Below are 17,039 nucleotides of genomic sequence, written 5' to 3'. Positions count from 1 at the left end.
TGTTTTCTTGGGCAATACGCTAAATAATATATCGGGGTTTGTTTTGGTCAACCGTGGTGTCTTTGTGTGTGCATGGGCTTTGCGCTACAATCCTCAAAGGGGTAGGTGCGTTTTTTAAGTGTGCGGGTCTCGCAATTGCGGATTTCCGTAGACATGATGGGCTAGTGTATTCCGGGTATTTGTCATTCATTTTTCTTCTATCCACATTCCCCTTTTTGGTATTCTTCACTGCGATGACCTCCACTGCACTAAACGTGCTGGACAAGCACGAAGATTTCCTGCAGGGGCTGGTAACTTCGCTGCTTAGCGAACTGCCGCATGAGACCATTGCTGCGCTTTTGCCTAGAATAAACGAGATATTATCTGGGCCTCCGCAGAGTTTGTTGACTGTGGCTGTAGTGGGCATTGTTTGGACTGCCTCTTCAGCCATAGAGGGCATGCGTACAGTGTTGAACAAGGCATTTAGGGTTTCAGCCCCACCACCGTACATTCTTGGTAGGATGCTGAGCATCTTGCAATTTTTGGCAATAGTGCTGGTGATGATGTGCAGCGTGCTATTTACGGTTTTGGTGCCCATAATTCTCGATATACTTGATCCGAAGTGGGGTTACTTAGGCTATATAAAATACATTGTAAGCGAAGTAATATTATGCCTGTCCGTTGCATTTATGTATTACATGGTGCCAAATACCAGGCAACGCATGGGGGTTGTGTTGCCTGGGGCGGTTGTGGTCACAGTGCTGTGGAGCTTGTCTTCGTTTACTTTTTCTTGGTACCTGTCAAACTTTCGGGTGCTGCACACAATGTACGGCAATCTTTCCGGCATTGTTGCGTCCATGCTCTTTTTCTACATTATCAGCATATTCTTCATATATGGGGCGGAGTTGAGTTACCGGCTATCTAAGCAATTTTGATGTACTGCAGGGAAGGGGCCCACCATGCGGGCGGCATACCGTTGAGGTTGTGGAGCGGAGCTCGGGATCTCTGCGCGCATAATTTGCTAAAATGCCTTTTCAGATGTTACGTAGATCGTTAGAATACCGGATCTACGACGGTGTCTGGTTGCAGAGTCTGGAGTAGGGGGCTTTCGGCTGCGTGGTGGGTTGCATGTACAATTTTGAAAATCTGTGGTTGCCATATAGCGGCGTGCTATCACCGATCGATGCCGTGAAGGTCGTGTCCGGCAGTGGGTGCTACCTTGAATTAGAAAATGGTAGAAAGCTTCTGGACGGCATATCCAGCTGGTGGAGCGTCTGCCATGGGTATTCCCATCCCCACATAGTTGCAAAAATGCGCGAACAGGTAGAGAGGCTTTCCCACGTGATGCTTTGTTCTGGCCTGGTCCACGAAGGGGCGTGCGAACTGGCTTCAAGGCTTGTGGGGCTGGCGCCACCTGGGCTGCAGAAGGTTTTCTTTTCTGACTCTGGGTCTATGGCTGTGGAAGTTGCGATGAAAATTGCAGTGCAGTATTGGCACATTGTTGGTAGGCCACAAAAAACCGGCTTTGTTGCGTTCAAAAATGCATACCACGGCGACAGCATGGGGTGCATGTCGGTTTCGGACCCCATGGCTATACATGGCACGCAGTTTTCTGGCTATTACCCAACGCAACACCTGTTTGATTTACCGGTAGACGAGCGAGATTTCGAGTTGCTGGGGCGTGAGATAGAGCAAATTGCCCACAGGACTGCCGCAATCGTAGTGGAGCCGATTCTCCAAGCTGCTGGGGGGATGCGTATTTATTCTCCTGATGTGCTCGCGTCGCTGCTTAAACTCGCAAGGGAAGCCAATATTCTCTTTATTGTTGATGAGGTTGCAACTGGCTTTGGTAGAATTGGTACCATGTTTGCGTGTGAGCAGGCAAAAGTTTCCCCTGATATCATGGTGCTGGGCAAGGCCATGACTGGTGGCATGTGCCCGCTGTCGGCGACATTAGTGTCTTCAGAGGTCTGTGGGCCATTTGAGTCGTGTGGTGAAAGGCTGATGCACGGCAACACTTTTGCAGCAAATCCCTTGGCGTGCGCTGCCGCGAACGCTTCGCTTGACCTATTTGAGGACGGGTCATTGATGAGCAGGGTGCAGGTTATTGAAGAGCGCATGGGCCGCGGGTTAGAGCCGCTTCGAGGCTTGAAATACGTTCACAATATTAGGGTAAAAGGGGCTGTTGCCGCCATGGAGATAGCTGCGGACAATTTTGATCATCTGCAGGAAAACTTCTTACGTAAGCTTGTAGATTGTGAAATCTGGATAAGGCCAATTGGAAATACAGTGTACCTAATGCCCCCCTTGATAATTTCTGACGCAGAGCTGGAGCACCTGCTCACTGCGGTGTGTACTTTGGTGCACTCTTGTAGAGAGCGTCTGGAGCTGGTTGTCTAGTACACAGCGTGTCACACGCGGGTGGGCTGTGCCATTAAGAGGCGGTGTGAAATAAGACGTAAATTCCATGCCTTGGTGCATCAAGGTGCACTGGTGCGCGTGGCCCGCACACGCGGGGGAGGGGGAGTGACACATGCACGGTTGTACATGCGCCTTGCACCGTATCTCCGTTAGCTCGAATTGCCGTTTTTATAAGCGCCGTGTCCATGCCAATGCTTACGGATAATTACTGTTGATATTTTGTGGGAAATGGAGAATAATCCTCCGATTCCCGGTTGGAGAGGTGGCCGAGAGGCTGAAGGCGGCGGTTTGCTAAACCGTTATACAAGTAACATTGTATCGAGGGTTCGAATCCCTCTCTCTCCGCCAGAGGTGTTGCTTAGTTTTGGCTTCCTGCGCTAAGCGGCAGGGGCGGGTGGATGTCTGCTTGTAGATTGCCGGTTGGGGGATATGTACCTTCTCACGAAGAGGCGTGGATGCAGAAATATAAGATCTGCGGTCGAGAGTTTTGTTCTACAAAAGTGCGAAGCGTGGCGGCTGAGCAGAACGGAAATCCGAATCATGCTCAACTGGAGAGATATAGTTGGGGCGCGAATCGCAGAGCTCGCACGGCCCGACAAGGTGGTTTTTTCTAAGGATAACTCCGGGATATTGTACTTGAGTGTTACTCACGGGGGGCACGCGATGTTCATTCAATACGCAATACCCGGCATTATTGAGAAAATTTCCGTGTATTTTGGGTTTAAAGCTATATCATCAATCAAAATTCGGCAATAGGTTGGTACTTGCTGGTGGGTAGTAGCTCGATGTGGGCGTGCTGGTGGCGTAATTTGTAAAATGGCGCCTTGGTGTGCCGCGCAACTGCGCACCGTCTCTTCGGCTGTGGTTATCGTGTGGGTGCAAGCCGGCGGTTTTCGTATTCCACAGGTGCCTGCCGTGATTACCTCGTAGAGAACTGATATTGCCGTGACTGCAGGAAGTTTGATACTGCACAAAGTTGCTCCACAGAGAGGTTTTCCGCCCTCACGGATGGCGGTATCTTACACTCTGCAAGCAATGCATCGAATTCTTGGTGCGGCAGTCCCAGCGCGTTGCGCACAGTCTTTCTCTTGCAGCCAAATGCTTTTTTTAGCATCTTGAGCATGTATGAGTAGTCTACCGGAAATCTTAAATTGCCTAGGGGTGTGATGTTGACTACAGATGAGCAGACCTTTGGGGGAGGGGAGAATACGTGCGGTTGCAGGTCTTTTACTTTCTCTACGTCACACAACAGTTGCACTAGCACGGATAGTATTGAGTAACTCTTAGTGCCGGGTTTGGCCACCAATCTCTCCGCCACTTCCTTTTGAAACATTAGGGTTAGCCTCTCAAAATTGTGTATGTATTTTAACATCCTGAGGAGTAGAATCACAGATATGTTATACGGCAAGTTGGCTATCATCTTGCTTGGCGCTGCAATTAACTCCTCCAAGTTTATGTCCAAAACGTCATGTTCTATGTACCTATAGTGCGGATGCTGCTTCATCAGGCTTTCGTGCGTGGGCGACAGCCTGCAGTCTTTTTCAATTGCCAGTAGGCTTGCGACTTTGCTCCTTAAAATTATCTCAGTCATGGTCCCAAATCCGGGGCCAACCTCTATTATGTTATATCCTTCTATGCTTCCCGCGTAGGAGACTATCTCTTCCGCTATAGCAGGATCTAAAATGAAGTTTTGTCCGAGCGATTTGTACGCTTTATGCTTAAGGATGTACATTGTACGATTGCCTAACAATTGCCGACGGCGTAGCCGCAAATTAACCTTTTGACTTTTATCCTAACATGTATATCATTCTACCACCAGCTGTCGCGGCTTGGTTTCTTGCGTTGTTGGCCGGCTTAGCTTTAACTGGTAGAGCACCTGACTTGTAATCAGGGGGTTGTCGGTTCGAGTCCGGCAGCCGGCTCTCTTGTACCTCTTGTGGAGCTTATGTCCTTTCTTGTTGTAGCTAACTGGAAGATGAATGGGAGCGTCGCCTTGGTGCGGGATTTTCTCTCCGCGATTGATGCCAGCTTTGCACCAGACCTGCTCAGCAAGCACTCTCTTGAGTTGGTTATATGCCCTCCGTTTACTGTGATGTCGGCATTCAATTCTGGATGTCCGTCGGTAAAGCTTGGCGCACAGAACTGCTTTTCTGGGGCTAGTAAGGGTGCTACGGGTGAGATAAGCGCTAAAATGTTAAGGGAATGTGGCTGTGACTACGTCATTCTTGGGCATTCTGATAGGCGAAGTGCATTTGGTGAAGGAAATTCAGACATTAGGTTAAAGGCTGAATCCGCCATAGGGGAGGGGATTACACCTATAATCTGTGTGGGTGAAACACTTCAGGAGAGGCACAGTGGTATGTCTGGCGATGTGCTGGTGGAACAATGCGACGAGTGCTGCCCAAAATATGGAGAGTTTATTATTGCGTATGAGCCGGTTTGGGCCATAGGCGGTTCAACCATTCCCGATTTAGGGATAATAAAAGAATCTTTCGATATAATCGCGTCTCATAGTTCTGTACGTACCGTGCTTTACGGTGGCTCCGTGAACCAAGATAATATACGTGCTCTAAAGTCGCAAGTTGGCAGCCTATCTGGGGTGTTGGTTGGAAGCGCAGGAACGAGAGTCGAGGCGTTTTGCGGAATTATAAGCAGTGTGTTGGAATTGTAGGTTTTTATGCTCCGAGTGATAATTGCCGGGTTTATTACGGTCTGTAGTTGCTCATTTTTGCTGTTTGGCAGGCCGGCGTTTTCTGAGTCTCAGAGGGACTTTGTGCTGATTGGGTCAGGGTCTATGACCAACGTATATTATTCCATAGGCGGTGGGGTGTGTAAGTTTGTTGTGCTTGGTCATGGCAAGGCTAACAAGCCTGGGCAGCTGATCTGCTCTACTTCTACAACTGCCGGCAGTGTTTACAACTTGAACTCAATGCGTAGAGGCACCATGGACATTGGTGTAGCCCAGTCTGATATAGGATACCATGCATACACGGGTGACGATATATATTCAGGCATTCCTCCTATGGATAGCCTGAGGTTGCTCGCCTCTATGCATAAGGAGTATTTTACTATAGTCGTCAGGAAGGATTCCAATATTAAGTCCATAGATGACATAAAAGGCAAGAGAATAAATGTGGGTGCTCCGGGTACTGGGGTTAGGACTGCGGTTATCAGTCTACTGAAAACCAAAGGGTGGACGATAAAAGATTTTTTAGTGGCTTCTGACCTCAAGGCTTCAGAGCAGGTTCAGGCACTGTGCGATGGGAAAATAGACGTCATCACAGATTTTGTAGGGCATCCAAATGCCGGCATGCAAGAGGCCTCTGCTACCTGTGACGCTGTGGCGCTTTCCTTGGATGATGCCCTGATAGCAGAGCTTGTTGAGAAATATCCGTACTACGCCGCTGGTGTGATACCCGGAAACACATATAAAAGTAATCCGCAAGACGTTAAGACGATATCAGTGCGGGCTTCTATATATGCTACAACTGCGCTATCAGATGAGATAGCATATGCGGTAGTGAAGTCAGTCGCATCTAATATCGATAGATTTCGTGAGCTTAGCGGTGCTCTGCGGAAACTCACACTTAAGGATCTGGTGACTAGCGGTAGCGCGGTCCCGCTACACAACGGTGCAGCGCGCTTCTACGAGGAAATCGGAATGTTGCATTAGTGCCAGTAATGGTCAGTGGGTGCACGGTTCTGGGGATAGAAACCAGTTGTGATGAAACTGCAGTTGCAGTCCTAAATGGGCATAGGAAGGTATTATCTCATGAGGTACTATCACAGAGGGAGCACTCCCTTTTTGGAGGTGTGGTGCCGGAGATAGCCGCTAGGGCCCATTGTGACTTTTTACACATCTTGGTTTCCAGGGCTATGGACAGTGCAGGGCTGGGGTTTAGTGACCTGAGCGCGATTGCAGTGACATCAGGTCCTGGATTAGTAGGGTCACTGATAGTCGGGGTCATGCTGGCTAAGGCAATTTCCTACGTGGCGGGCAAGCCCATTATTGCTGTAAATCACCTTGAAGCCCATGCGCTGGTGGCACGTATGGTGCGTGATGACCTTGAATTCCCATTTCTGGTGCTAATCATATCTGGGGGGCACTGCCAATTCTTGATCGCACATGATGTCGGTAAATATACCAAGCTTGGGGAGTCTATTGATGACTCACTTGGGGAGACCTTTGATAAAGTGGCAAGGATGCTTGGTCTGGGATATCCAGGTGGGCCTGAGGTAGAAAGTTGTGCTCTCAAGGGGGATGCGCACAGATTTCCATTTCCCAGGGCTCTGAAAGGCAGACCCGGGTGTGATTTTTCGTTTTCAGGTCTTAAGACTGCAGTGCGCTATACTATTGCTAAGGAAGGTAGTCGTTTGGATGATCAGGCTTTATGCGATGTCTGTGCATCGTTCCAGCAGTGTGTTAGTGAGATTCTAGTTAGTAGGGTTGCTAATGCCTTGGCAGCATCCAAGGCTCTCGATAATAGCATTAGTAAAATAGTTATAAGCGGGGGCGTGGCAGCAAATAATTTTCTGCGTAGTAGCATACATAAGTGTGCTAATGAACTGGGATTTGATGCAATATTCCCTCCTAAAGAACTGTGTACAGACAATGGTATTATGGTCGGATGGGCTGGGATTGAAAATCTTCGTAAAGGTAACCTCTCATCCCTAGAGCTTGTTCCCAGAGCTCGCTGGCCCCTCTGTCCGTAGTTCCTTGCAGCGCTTGAGACTCTTATTAGTCACGACCACGGTCTTGGCAATCATATCGTGCCATGCTCTCTTGCGTGCGTCAAAATTTGACCACACAATCCCTAGCCCTAATGGTATGCCAGACAGTGCAGTGCTGAAAAACCTCTTCGTCGCTTGACCAAAACTCATGGTCTCTAATGTATTTTCATCTATTACTCTAAGTCCTACCAGTAACTTGCCAGTAGTGCCCGCAAAATTTATCCACATGTATACGTTATATATAAATACAAGCACTAATTGTATGACCTGCAACGCAACTGCCTTATATATGTACTTATTTCTCAGAATTCTCTCATCTTTGGTCAAGGAACCACCCATTTTGTGCTTTTCTATTGCTCTGAAGGCAGCCTCACTTTTTGGAAGGGCGAGAAAAAACACCGCGTGCACCAACTGTAGCATGAAAACCACGATGACCAGATCTATCATGGTACCTATGCACCGCCTTGCACCTGAAACATAGCATAACTCGCCGTCTTTAGGTGCTGTAGCCCGCCCGAAAGGAAAGAGTAGCTTGTCTGAAATCCATGAAAACACCTTCTGTAAACGCTGCATTGCAAACTCCCTGGACAAGTCTGTTTGTCTATTATAGAACTGTGAATACTTTATTTCATCGGGAATTTTTGTGGTCTTCCAGTTGAGCATAGAGGGACTATCGGTTTATATGCAAATAGGGGTCCATGGCTGGGAAAAGGCGGTGAAGCAGAAGGTTTTGGTTGATGTGAACCTATCGTACCTGGCAAAACCCGGTGCAATAATATGTTATTCATCGTTGAAAAAGCTAGTAATAGCAGCGGCCTCGGAGGCACATGGGCATGAGCTTCTGGAAGATGTAGCAAAAGATCTTGTTGGTTGTATAGTGAAGGACTACCCCGTTGTAAGCGAGTGTACGGTAAAACTATCTAAGCCGACCGCTTCGTGCATGCAAGGTGGAGGAACTTCTGTTGCGGTTTTCTGGAAAGCAGGAAGCCTGTCCGCGCCGCTGTAAGAAGCGATAAAACTGCTCTCGAGGCCGATATGCACCTTTGCATGCGTGTGTGTAGATGTAAAGCAAGGGTCATGGCACGGTGGAGCACTGTTATTATCTGCACTAGTGTTGTTCACAGTTGCTGTGGTTGCACTGGAGCCACGTAGTCATGCATTGGTGAGAGGGTGTGATGCTGATATCTATCGCATAACGTTTAACACCATACCTAATGGCCAACAGTCAGGTGCAGCACACTGTACAAATCCTAGCCTGCTGGTGAGGAGAATCTCCTACTCTGATTTCATCTGTCGCGGTGGAGAAGGGTCCTGTGGTGGCAGATCTGACATTGCGGGCGTCACACCTTGCTACAGTGCCCAGTGCTGGATTATGCGTCGCTCAGTGATGAGCGCGATTAATCATTGCTCGTACTTGACAAATCTTGGCAATTTGTTAGAGTGCGGGAGGTTCGGCGTTTTGCTTTTTCGTATGCGTAATTCCCGGTCTGCAAGGGTTTCACTTATTGGTGCCGGTAACATTGGGGGGGCGCTGGCACATATGCTTGGTGCGTCTCAGGTGGTTGGGGAGTTGGTGCTTGTTGACGTTGCCGGGGGCATGACGCAGGGGAAGGTTTTGGACATCGGGCAGGCACTGGCCCTGTTGGGTTCTGACGTTTCTATAACAGGTAGTTCGGATTATGCGGCAATAGAGCATTCTGACGCCGTGGTTGTGACGGCTGGAATCCCGAGAAAAGAGGGGATGAGCCGGGAGGATCTGCTAAATACGAATGCCGCGGCTATTAAGGGTATTGCCGAGAGCATAGCTAAGTATTCCCCGGAAGCTTTTGTGATTGTCGTCACCAATCCGCTTGATGCCATGGTGTGGTGCATGCATAAGTATTCAGGTTTGCCGTCCAGTAGAGTGGTGGGCATGGCCGGGGTTTTAGATTCCGCCAGGTTTTCCTTCTTTTTGGCGCAGCACATGAATGTTTCGGTTCGCAGCGTCTCGGCAATGGTTTTGGGCGGGCATGGGGACCTGATGTTACCGTTGCTGAAGTATTCCACCGTGGGTGGGGTGCCGGTTGAGGATTTAATAGAAAGCGGCCGCCTAAATCGTGATGATATTGCTGCGATTGTGGAGAGGACCCGCAAGGGCGGTGAGGAGATCGTCAAACTTATGAAGACTGGCTCCGCCTATTGTGCCCCTGCGGCATCCTGTGCGCATATGCTGGAGTCATACATTCGTGATAAGCGTTCTATCATGCCGTGTTCTGCGTACTTAAACGGCCAATATGGGGTAAGTGATCTGTTTGTTGGTGTGCCGGTAGTCATAGGCAAGGGAGGGGTGGAAGAGGTCATCGAATTTCCTTTGACTGCAGAAGAGCAAGCCGTGTTTGATCAGTCTGTGAAGCTCATACGCGGTTCCGTTGGCGCAATATCTTAAGACGACGCATACTTAATAATACAACCTAGCGACACACGCCGCGCGGCACGCACTCGGCTTCCCTTTTCCCGAAACAGTTGAAGCCTCGCATTTCTTCGTGGCAGTTTGGTAAGTGCGCAGCCAAGCCGCAGCGCAGCTAGCCAGAGGCAGGGCAGATCTGCACCTCAGGATTTTCTGTATTGAGTGGCTCCCACACAATCGCAGCAACATTGCTACGGCTAGCAGCAGCACCCCGCACACCCTTTTTCAGGGTACACCGCTCCACGGAAGCTATCTACGATCGGCGACTCGGGTCTTTAGTGCAAGAAATCCGCAGGGTAGCGCAGCCACACCGGCGGCCGGTAGCGGCCGCCCCGCAACCACCTCAGATCCACCGGAACACTCCACGCCAAGCGGCCGGGGACCGCAGCTGCCCGCCAACAAAGGCCAGCACGTGCAGCCACCATCACCGTATGCCGTACGCCCCACTACTTCACTGCGGAATAGGCGTCCTTAATACTGACGAATATGCTCTCGTACAGGTCTATCTGACTCAAGAACTTTTCTACCCGATCTTTCATATACCGAAACTGCGCCTCGGGCAGCGCACTAGACTTAAAGGCACTCACTATGTCGCCCCTAAAAGCCTCAGCGTACTCCCTAGTGGCACTTAGGTGGCTTAGTGTGGACTCTATTATCGCTCCGGGATCCTCGTGACCTATCTCAGGCATCTATATATACTAGAGGTATAACATCAAAGGCGGTAATACACTTTAAAAGTTTAGTTGTAAAGAAAAATATAGCGAAAAAAGTGGGTAGGGGGGGAGATATTCTCATAATTGCTTTGACTTTATCGGACATATGGGTGAGACTACCCGCCGGGAGTCGCCCTCGTGTGTTATTGGTTCTTGGCTTGAGCGCGCGCTGTGCTAGTAGTAGATAGGGTTTTCGTTTCTTCGGATCATGCGGGTGTACAGCTCCGCCTCCTTCTTGGTGCGTATCTGGAGGGTCTCGGTTGTAGCGTGGCTGACTGCGGCTGTGACGTCAGTGATGATGCTGTGGATTATCCCGACTATGTACCCGGAGTAGTTGATTACGTGTCTGACACGAGCTTTGGAGTGCTGATTTGCGGTACCGGGATAGGGATGAGCATAGCAGCAAACAGGAGCAGGTGGGTTAGGGCTGCGCTGTGCCACGATTCGCTATTCGCCAGGCTTGCAAGGGAGCATAATGATGCGAATGTCTTGTGCTTTGGTTCCAGGTATATAGATCCTGATGTGGCAAAGTCTGTGCTATATACCTTTCTTACCACTAAGTTTCTGGGTGGTAGGCATTCTGCTAGAGTAAAAAAATTGGGGGAAGTTGGAAGTTGCAGCTAGTTGCCGCGAATATATGGGGTGCGTATTTTCAGCGGTTTGCCGCGGTTGTTTTTCTGGTGCCGGCTGTATCACGAATAGAGCTCAGGGCTTTTTCGGTCTTGGCATATGCGCTGTAGTACTGATGGTGATGCGGAGGTCCGCAAATTTTCCGATCTGGCGTCTGAGTGGTGGGATGGCAGTAGCTTCTCCGTTTTGCACAAAGTAAATCCTGTGAGAGTAAAATACGTACTTTCACAGCTAGATAGCGGCCTCTCTAAATGCTCTTTATTAGATATTGGGTGTGGTGGAGGCATATTTGCAGAGTCCATGGCGTCACTGGGCTTTTCCGTGACCGGGGTGGATCCAAGCCAAGAGAGCATAGAAGTTGCCACGGCGCACGCACGCGCGGCAGGTTTGGACATTCAGTATCATTGCGCTCATCTGGATCAATTCTCAGCCAATCGTCAGGAAGTTTACGATATAGTCACACTCATGGAAGTTGTTGAGCATGTTACAGATCTGGAGTCTTGTTTGAACGATGCCTGTAGGTTGCTCAAAAGGGGAGGGATGCTGTTTCTTTCTACGCTGAATAGGACGTTGAAGTCTATGGCGCTTGCAGTAATAGCTGCGGAGTATATTTTGCGGTGGGTACCTAGGGGGACGCACAGCTGGAACAAATTTGTCAAGCCAAGTGAAGTATGCGCCATATTGCGTGCTCAAGGAGTTGTAGTGCAGGACATTAGCGGCATGAAGTATAGGGTGTTGCGGGACGATTGGTGCGTGACGAGCGGTGATGTGGACGTAAATTACTTTCTTGCTGCGAGGAAACCATGAGCATTAGCAACCCTACTAACTAGAATCTCACTAACACACTGCTGGAACGATGCACAGACATCGCATAAAGCCTGATCATCCAAACGACTACCTCAGGCCCCCCCTGGATATCCTAGACCAAGCATCCTTGGTTTCCAGGGCTATGGACAGTGCAGGGCTGGGGTTTAGTGACCTGAGCGCGATTGCAGTGACATCAGGTCCTGGATTAGTAGGGTCACTGATAGTCGGGGTCATGCTGGCTAAGGCAATTTCCTACGTGGCGGGCAAGCCCATTATTGCTGTAAATCACCTTGAAGCCCATGCGCTGGTGGCACGTATGGTGCGTGATGACCTTGAATTCCCATTTCTGGTGCTAATCATATCTGGGGGGCACTGCCAATTCTTGGTAGTCTGTGTATGCGGTATTGGCAGTTTGTATATACAATGCCAGGCTTCTATCGGCAATTTGAATTTATTTTCCATAATATATATTATGTGATTAAGCTGGTTGCAGCAAATCTACCAAAATCTGCCAAATTCACATTCGCAACATTCCACTACAACGATTCTCAGCGGCCGCACCGGAGTTCTGTGCACTCTCCAAAAAATCTCAAATGCCACCAAGATACCCCTTCCCTATCAATGCTACATAACCCTAATTTGCGGGTGTTCCTCTGCTAGAATTGTTTCACGTATCCACAGGAGGAACTGCACCATACTGTCGACCTGGTCATTGTGTCTGGAGTATGGGAATGAGCATATTTCCTGTTCAAAATCACCTAGCCATGAGGCCTCATGCGGGAGAAGTACGTGGCCTGACTCTATCATCGGGATAATCTTGTAAACTCTAACATCTTTTGCCCCAATGGGAGTGACTGGGACTATTGAAATGTGATGGCTCAGTTCCTGAATAAGCTGCACACCGCTTGACTTGCTTTCGATCAGCACGGTATCCGCTTTCCAGAGGTTTGCTAGATGTAAAACTAACCGCTTGAGCGCGGTGTATTTGAGTTGGACTTTGTGCACCTCTAGTAGGAAGAAGTCCCTGTGCTTGCATGCCCAGACTGTGCATACGCTAAAGTTGCTATTACGGGTCCCAGCGCTTGCGGTATCCCAGCTGTGCACTATAACACACTCTTGGCGCTGCGGTGCCGTATCATAGTAACGCTTGAACCATTGGCGCTTTATGATTCCCTTACCCAGGTTATCTATAGGGCATTGCTGGTATTGCGCAGAAAACGCATATGTGCCAACATCCCGCTTGAGGCGTTTTATATATTGCGCACTCATGTTCTTGTACAGAGGCTCGTTGTATTGCCTTACATACAGTACCTTCTTGGATTTTTGGCCACTGTCCTGCAATATGTGTGGCAAGGCAAAGGCGTACACTGTGGTTTTTCTGGGGGATACTAGCGGTAGGGATAAATGGTGCCACACGTTACCATATCCCCTTTTTGCCAGTAAATGCCCGGTTAGATCTTCTATGTGTAGTCTGTGCATGACTACGACCACAATTCCGTTTTTCCTGTTATTCAATCGCGTCAATAAACTCTGATTGAACCAATCACATACCTTTTGTCTGTACACCTTACTTGCAGATTGTAGCGGGTTCATTGGATCATCCACTATCAAGAAATTACCACCCTCACCTGTGAGTGTTCCTCCGACCGAAGTGGCGAATCTATATCCTAATTGCGTGGTTTGAAAGCGATGCTTTGTATTTTGATCTTTTGCAATTTCTACATCTGGAAATAGTTTTTGATACCAAGCAGCCTGTAGTACATACCTAGTATCCATTGATAATCTTGTACTTAAAATTTGCGAGTAACTTGCGGCTATGATCCGAGCTCTTGGATTCAAGCCTAAAATCCATGCAGGCCATGCGACGCTCACGCATATGGACTTCATAGATCGCGGTGGCACGTTTATGATGAGCCTTTTGATTTTTCCGGCTAAGGCGGCCTCCAATCTGTCTGCAATTGCCCTAATGTGCCAATTGTCGACATATCGGCTGTCAGTAGCTACGGTTTCAAATACAAGCTTTAGAAATTTAATGAACTTCATACAATAACTGCCGGTTCTTATCCCATATTTTCATATGCTACGTTCCTCATATACTACGATCCTTGCCCTCATATCCTGCTGCAGTCTCGGCTTTCACATCCTCATATGCACATCGCCGCGATGACGGCCTGCATCCTTCCACTGTTCCTACATCCTGCGGCCCTTATCCTCACTTTCCACGTACTGCAGCTCCCGCTCACCTACCTCATATTTGTGCATAGCCCCGGTAATGGCATATCTTCTTCCTTGCCCCACATACTTGATCCTTACACTCATGTTTACATGGCAATCTGCCGATCCACGGTTTACCTTGCTACGCGCGCATAACCATGATGGCGGCTGTCTTGTGGCAGATTTCTCTACTTTTACTTGAACCTGAGGAGAGCTGCGTCGAGATGGAGCCGAGAACACCTAAAAACGCCCGGCAGTGCCGCACTGCGATCTTCCCTCGGCGCTCGTGCCCCTCACTCTCCACTATTGTGATCTGGGGTTTACCGTGCTATGCGCGCATAACCATGACGGCGGCTTGCGTCCTTCTCCCTTTCCTTTTCCCTGTGTTGATGCTCAAGTCCCTTTAGGGCATATTTCACTATAGCATCCTCCTTGAGCATGAGCGGAAAAATCAGCATAAACAACAGGTGCATAAGCAGTTTAAAAATAAACGACATCCCCTTCTTATTCTGTGGTTTTTGCTTCGGTGCACGGCCATATATTGCGGCTTCACGAATGTTGGATTCCTTGGTTTGCCCAGCCCTCTGTGTTGGATCCATGCCATGTGCTACTTTCACTTTTAGCATGGTTTTGAACACAGATGAGGTCGAATGCACTTTTTGTTGCCATTGCCTATGGGTACGTATGGTCGCTCTCTCTGCTTTGAGTGTGCGTATAATGTCCTCCGTGCTGCGCGGAGACCGCCGGCAGTGTAACACCATGTGCTTTTTGGGTGCAGCATGAACTCTTGCTACCCACTTATCATGGCGATGCGGGCGTGTTTTATGCCTTTCAAGGGCACATAGATGCACTTTTTGAGGTTTTGATGCATCTTTTATTGTTACCTTAGTGGTAGATAAGCGTGCGTGCAGGTGGATTTTGAATATCCCGCGTACGATCATTGCTTGGCCGGGTGTGCCATGCTTCAATACAAGCCCGATGCAGCGCTTCACTTCTGGGGAGTATTTGCTGCCTACTGCTCGGCTGTGGAACATTACCCTGCCTGTGCGTGAGAATGCGCTCTGTACGCGCAATCCTACATGTTTAAGATAAACTTATAGTTAATTTTTTCATATATTAATAATTAGCTATCTTTTACGCCTTGGTGACAGTGAACAGGTCCGTTGCTGATTAGCACGACGTTAAAACTGCCAAAGTTGCCGGCTTCATAATACCATTCATATAGCTCAACAAAGCACTTCATGGTCACTTTTGTCCTCCAGGTGTTATTATGCAGAAGCAACGTGCAATTTAGGGAGCGATTTTCAAATGAGTGTTCTAGCAACACACTCTCTGCGGCCGAATGTTCTGCAATGCCAGTTACACGGACTGCGACATTTTTATCTCCCGCACCATTGAGGGATCTTTTCCACCCCTCTGAGAGTATACTTCTAATCTCAGAATTTTTATTGCGTAGCGTTAGTCGAATGTTTTGAATGCCATTCAGAGTAACATAATTGCCGCTTTCATTCCCGAATCTTAGGACTATCATCGATTAGCACCTCAAAGCTTAAAGCAGATTGAAAAGTCTCCCCCTTTTGCACCACCCTATACCCCCTGCCGATAAACGTAAGCTCAAGTTCTTGGAGGAGCCGCTGTAGCACATTTTTGGCGTGTTTTATAATTTCTATTGTTTCTATAATGCTATAACTAAAAATGTAGCATGTCATATGCACCTTACAGGCCGCTCTATCGAAGGTTGTTATGTCTTCAGAGTTGCGTATATGCAAATTCGCGTATGGCACGCTTGCAACGGTGGGTGCCTGCTCATATACGCTACTAACCAAATTTCTTACGTTATGGTCTGATCTTAAGCGCTCCAGCGCCAAGGCATACAGGTCTGCAATACTCATTAAAGCACCAGCCTTACTTCTCTGAAAGGCGTGTATATTTCCTTGATGAACGCCAACTGCTCAACAGTCATGGAATCTCGCCTCTTATATGCAACCGCTACATGATGTAATATTCCGTGTCTAATTTGCATTGGAATATCGCGCACGTCCACGTATCCAGCTTCGTATACTATCTCTATTCCCGAAGTTCTGATTGCCGTGGGGAATACTATACTGGACCGCAGGCTATCAACGGAATACTCTTTGTCCGAAATGGTACGCAAGGTTGCATTGTGGGCTACTATTCCCACAGATATTACGGAAACAACGGGGCCGAACGGCAAATATATTTTTTGGGGAATATTGCTGCCGCTATAAGACAGTACCCAGATTTGCTTACCGAGGGACCGTTCGATATACCATTGGGCGTATTCTGAAGACATTGATATAATATCTGTCAGTAAACTGTCTTCATTGTTGTTATTTATTCCCAAAAAAGACTTTACCTCCGTCAACGTGACGGGAAAATCGGTGGGTAGCGCTTTGCGCGTGACGTGAAAAGCAGAATTTACTAGCATGTAAGCCACCTAGATCACAGTGAAATTTTTTAGAGTTTCTTGTATAATTTCCATCATCATCTTGCTGATAATCTCCAAGTTTTTCTGATACAAATTCGAGATGCTCGCTGTATTGCTGATGCCATCAAGGGTCAGCGCTGCAAGTAGCCTTGCGTATTCCTTTTGCGATAGTTGAGCGAACTCTTCCGCCAGTGTATCTTTCATTTCTTCTAGAAATGTATGTAGAATGCCATCTAACATACTTTGAAACTGCCTTTCTTTTTTCTCAAAAAGCTCGCCAATTTCCCTGGAAACTGCATTCGATGAGGGGTTGTGCTTACTACCCATCGCATTGCCGCTTTCGTGGATCATATTATGCATACTATATAGAGTATAAAAAGATTGTAGGGTGCGATGTTTTTGTCAGGAAGCAATTTATTTTTGATACTTTTTGTGGTTAGCTCTGCAAAATGTCAGAACTGCAGAACTTGGATAGAAGGCGCGTATGCGGCTTTTCTACGTATACTACGGCGGCCGCCTTGTGATAGGTTTTTCTACTTTTACTTGAACTTGAGGGGAGTCGCATCGCGAGATGGAGCTGAGAAAACCTAAAAGCGCCCAGTAGTGCCGTACTGCGATCTTCCCGCGGCACTTGTGCCTTCAGCCCTCA

At 48.3% G+C, this 17,039-nt stretch carries 20 protein-coding genes, 2 tRNA genes and 2 pseudogenes; 14 read left to right on the top strand and 10 right to left on the bottom strand.

Annotated features, from left to right (window positions below):
* Window positions 1-68 precede the first annotated feature (68 nt).
* The 4 genes from ACIS_RS03160 to ACIS_RS03145 all read left to right on the top strand — a co-directional run bounded on the left by ACIS_RS03160 (window position 69) and on the right by ACIS_RS03145 (window position 3,156).
* Complete coding sequence (locus tag ACIS_RS03160; RefSeq protein WP_049756292.1) at window positions 69-914, top strand: YihY/virulence factor BrkB family protein; 846 nt, start codon at window positions 69-71, stop codon at window positions 912-914.
* Window positions 915-1,095: 181 nt separating this feature from the next.
* Entirely contained in the window at window positions 1,096-2,379 is a 1,284-nt protein-coding gene (bioA, locus tag ACIS_RS03155; protein WP_012880764.1) for an adenosylmethionine--8-amino-7-oxononanoate transaminase, read from the top strand.
* 277 nt (window positions 2,380-2,656) lie between these two features.
* Window positions 2,657-2,748, top strand: a tRNA-Ser gene (locus ACIS_RS03150).
* 81 nt (window positions 2,749-2,829) lie between these two features.
* The gene (locus tag ACIS_RS03145; RefSeq protein WP_010264343.1) at window positions 2,830-3,156 is read left to right on the top strand and encodes a DUF721 domain-containing protein; all 327 of its coding nucleotides are present in this window, start codon (window positions 2,830-2,832) and stop codon (window positions 3,154-3,156) included.
* Window positions 3,157-3,319: 163 nt separating this feature from the next.
* Here the strand turns inward: ACIS_RS03145 and rsmA are convergent, their stop codons facing one another.
* Complete coding sequence (gene rsmA / locus ACIS_RS03140) at window positions 3,320-4,132, bottom strand: 16S rRNA (adenine(1518)-N(6)/adenine(1519)-N(6))-dimethyltransferase RsmA (RefSeq protein ID WP_012880763.1); 813 nt, start codon at window positions 4,130-4,132, stop codon at window positions 3,320-3,322.
* A 116-nt stretch (window positions 4,133-4,248) separates the two neighbouring features.
* Here rsmA and ACIS_RS03135 point away from each other — a divergent pair.
* The 4 genes from ACIS_RS03135 (at window position 4,249) to tsaD (ending at window position 7,113) form a co-directional block, all read left to right on the top strand.
* Window positions 4,249-4,322 (top strand) — tRNA-Thr (locus ACIS_RS03135).
* A gap of 23 nt (window positions 4,323-4,345) precedes the next feature.
* Window positions 4,346-5,071 carry a triosephosphate isomerase gene (locus ACIS_RS03130; RefSeq protein WP_041651505.1) on the top strand — a complete coding sequence of 242 codons (726 nt, stop codon included), beginning with the start codon at window positions 4,346-4,348 and terminating at the stop codon, window positions 5,069-5,071.
* 6 nt (window positions 5,072-5,077) lie between these two features.
* A complete protein-coding gene (locus ACIS_RS03125) occupies window positions 5,078-6,073 on the top strand; it encodes a TAXI family TRAP transporter solute-binding subunit (protein WP_041651202.1) in 996 nt (331 codons plus the stop codon).
* Window positions 6,074-6,081: 8 nt separating this feature from the next.
* The gene (gene tsaD, locus ACIS_RS03120) at window positions 6,082-7,113 is read left to right on the top strand and encodes a tRNA (adenosine(37)-N6)-threonylcarbamoyltransferase complex transferase subunit TsaD (RefSeq protein WP_012880760.1); all 1,032 of its coding nucleotides are present in this window, start codon (window positions 6,082-6,084) and stop codon (window positions 7,111-7,113) included.
* On the opposite strand, the gene ACIS_RS03115 is transcribed toward tsaD, so the two are convergent.
* A complete protein-coding gene (locus ACIS_RS03115; protein ID WP_041651200.1) occupies window positions 7,072-7,704 on the bottom strand; it encodes an RDD family protein in 633 nt (210 codons plus the stop codon). The genes tsaD and ACIS_RS03115 overlap by 42 nt on opposite strands.
* A 70-nt stretch (window positions 7,705-7,774) precedes the next feature.
* Between ACIS_RS03115 and ACIS_RS03110 the strand changes: the two genes are divergently transcribed.
* The 3 genes and pseudogenes from ACIS_RS03110 (at window position 7,775) to mdh (ending at window position 9,556) form a co-directional block, all read left to right on the top strand.
* Window positions 7,775-8,137, top strand: a complete 363-nt coding sequence (locus ACIS_RS03110) for a dihydroneopterin aldolase (RefSeq protein WP_012880758.1) — start codon at window positions 7,775-7,777, stop codon at window positions 8,135-8,137.
* 45 nt (window positions 8,138-8,182) lie between these two features.
* Window positions 8,183-8,314 (top strand): annotated as a pseudogene (locus ACIS_RS05580) (cell surface protein); the annotation flags it as partial.
* Between the two features lie 288 nt (window positions 8,315-8,602).
* Complete coding sequence (gene mdh, locus ACIS_RS03105) at window positions 8,603-9,556, top strand: malate dehydrogenase (RefSeq protein WP_041651503.1); 954 nt, start codon at window positions 8,603-8,605, stop codon at window positions 9,554-9,556.
* Window positions 9,557-10,023: 467 nt separating this feature from the next.
* On the opposite strand, the gene ACIS_RS03100 is transcribed toward mdh, so the two are convergent.
* On the bottom strand, window positions 10,024-10,266 hold the full coding sequence (locus ACIS_RS03100; protein WP_012880756.1) for a hypothetical protein: 243 nt from the start codon (window positions 10,264-10,266) through the stop codon (window positions 10,024-10,026).
* A 195-nt stretch (window positions 10,267-10,461) separates the two neighbouring features.
* Between ACIS_RS03100 and rpiB the strand changes: the two genes are divergently transcribed.
* The 3 genes and pseudogenes from rpiB to ACIS_RS05410 form a co-directional block, all read left to right on the top strand.
* Window positions 10,462-10,914 (top strand): ribose 5-phosphate isomerase B, encoded by a 453-nt coding sequence (rpiB, locus tag ACIS_RS03095; RefSeq protein WP_012880755.1) that lies wholly within the window; start codon window positions 10,462-10,464, stop codon window positions 10,912-10,914.
* A 105-nt stretch (window positions 10,915-11,019) separates the two neighbouring features.
* Window positions 11,020-11,727 carry a bifunctional 2-polyprenyl-6-hydroxyphenol methylase/3-demethylubiquinol 3-O-methyltransferase UbiG gene (ubiG, locus tag ACIS_RS03090; protein ID WP_012880754.1) on the top strand — a complete coding sequence of 236 codons (708 nt, stop codon included), beginning with the start codon at window positions 11,020-11,022 and terminating at the stop codon, window positions 11,725-11,727.
* A gap of 127 nt (window positions 11,728-11,854) precedes the next feature.
* Window positions 11,855-12,118 (top strand): annotated as a pseudogene (locus tag ACIS_RS05410) (tRNA (adenosine(37)-N6)-threonylcarbamoyltransferase complex transferase subunit TsaD); the annotation flags it as partial.
* A gap of 233 nt (window positions 12,119-12,351) precedes the next feature.
* Here the strand turns inward: ACIS_RS05410 and terL are convergent.
* From terL to ACIS_RS03055, 7 genes are all read right to left on the bottom strand, one after another.
* The gene (gene terL / locus ACIS_RS03080) at window positions 12,352-13,770 is read right to left on the bottom strand and encodes a phage terminase large subunit (protein ID WP_012880752.1); all 1,419 of its coding nucleotides are present in this window, start codon (window positions 13,768-13,770) and stop codon (window positions 12,352-12,354) included.
* Window positions 13,771-13,917: 147 nt separating this feature from the next.
* The gene (locus ACIS_RS05645) at window positions 13,918-14,046 is read right to left on the bottom strand and encodes a hypothetical protein (protein WP_274376773.1); all 129 of its coding nucleotides are present in this window, start codon (window positions 14,044-14,046) and stop codon (window positions 13,918-13,920) included.
* A 215-nt stretch (window positions 14,047-14,261) separates the two neighbouring features.
* Entirely contained in the window at window positions 14,262-14,975 is a 714-nt protein-coding gene (locus tag ACIS_RS03075) for a hypothetical protein (RefSeq protein WP_041651197.1), read from the bottom strand.
* Window positions 14,976-15,064: 89 nt separating this feature from the next.
* Complete coding sequence (locus tag ACIS_RS03070; RefSeq protein ID WP_012880749.1) at window positions 15,065-15,472, bottom strand: phage tail tube protein; 408 nt, start codon at window positions 15,470-15,472, stop codon at window positions 15,065-15,067.
* Window positions 15,447-15,833, bottom strand: a complete 387-nt coding sequence (locus ACIS_RS03065; RefSeq protein WP_012880748.1) for a DUF3168 domain-containing protein — start codon at window positions 15,831-15,833, stop codon at window positions 15,447-15,449. The genes ACIS_RS03070 and ACIS_RS03065 overlap by 26 nt, the downstream gene beginning before the upstream one ends.
* Complete coding sequence (locus ACIS_RS03060; protein WP_012880747.1) at window positions 15,833-16,390, bottom strand: head-tail connector protein; 558 nt, start codon at window positions 16,388-16,390, stop codon at window positions 15,833-15,835. Before ACIS_RS03060 ends, ACIS_RS03065 begins: the two co-directional genes overlap by 1 nt.
* A 9-nt stretch (window positions 16,391-16,399) precedes the next feature.
* Entirely contained in the window at window positions 16,400-16,741 is a 342-nt protein-coding gene (locus tag ACIS_RS03055; RefSeq protein WP_012880746.1) for a hypothetical protein, read from the bottom strand.
* Between the last annotated feature and the right edge of the window lie 298 nt (window positions 16,742-17,039).

The sequence above is a fragment of the Anaplasma centrale str. Israel genome (genome assembly GCF_000024505.1).
Taxonomy (GTDB): domain Bacteria; phylum Pseudomonadota; class Alphaproteobacteria; order Rickettsiales; family Anaplasmataceae; genus Anaplasma; species Anaplasma centrale.
This window is presented reverse-complemented; position numbering and strand designations above follow the sequence as displayed.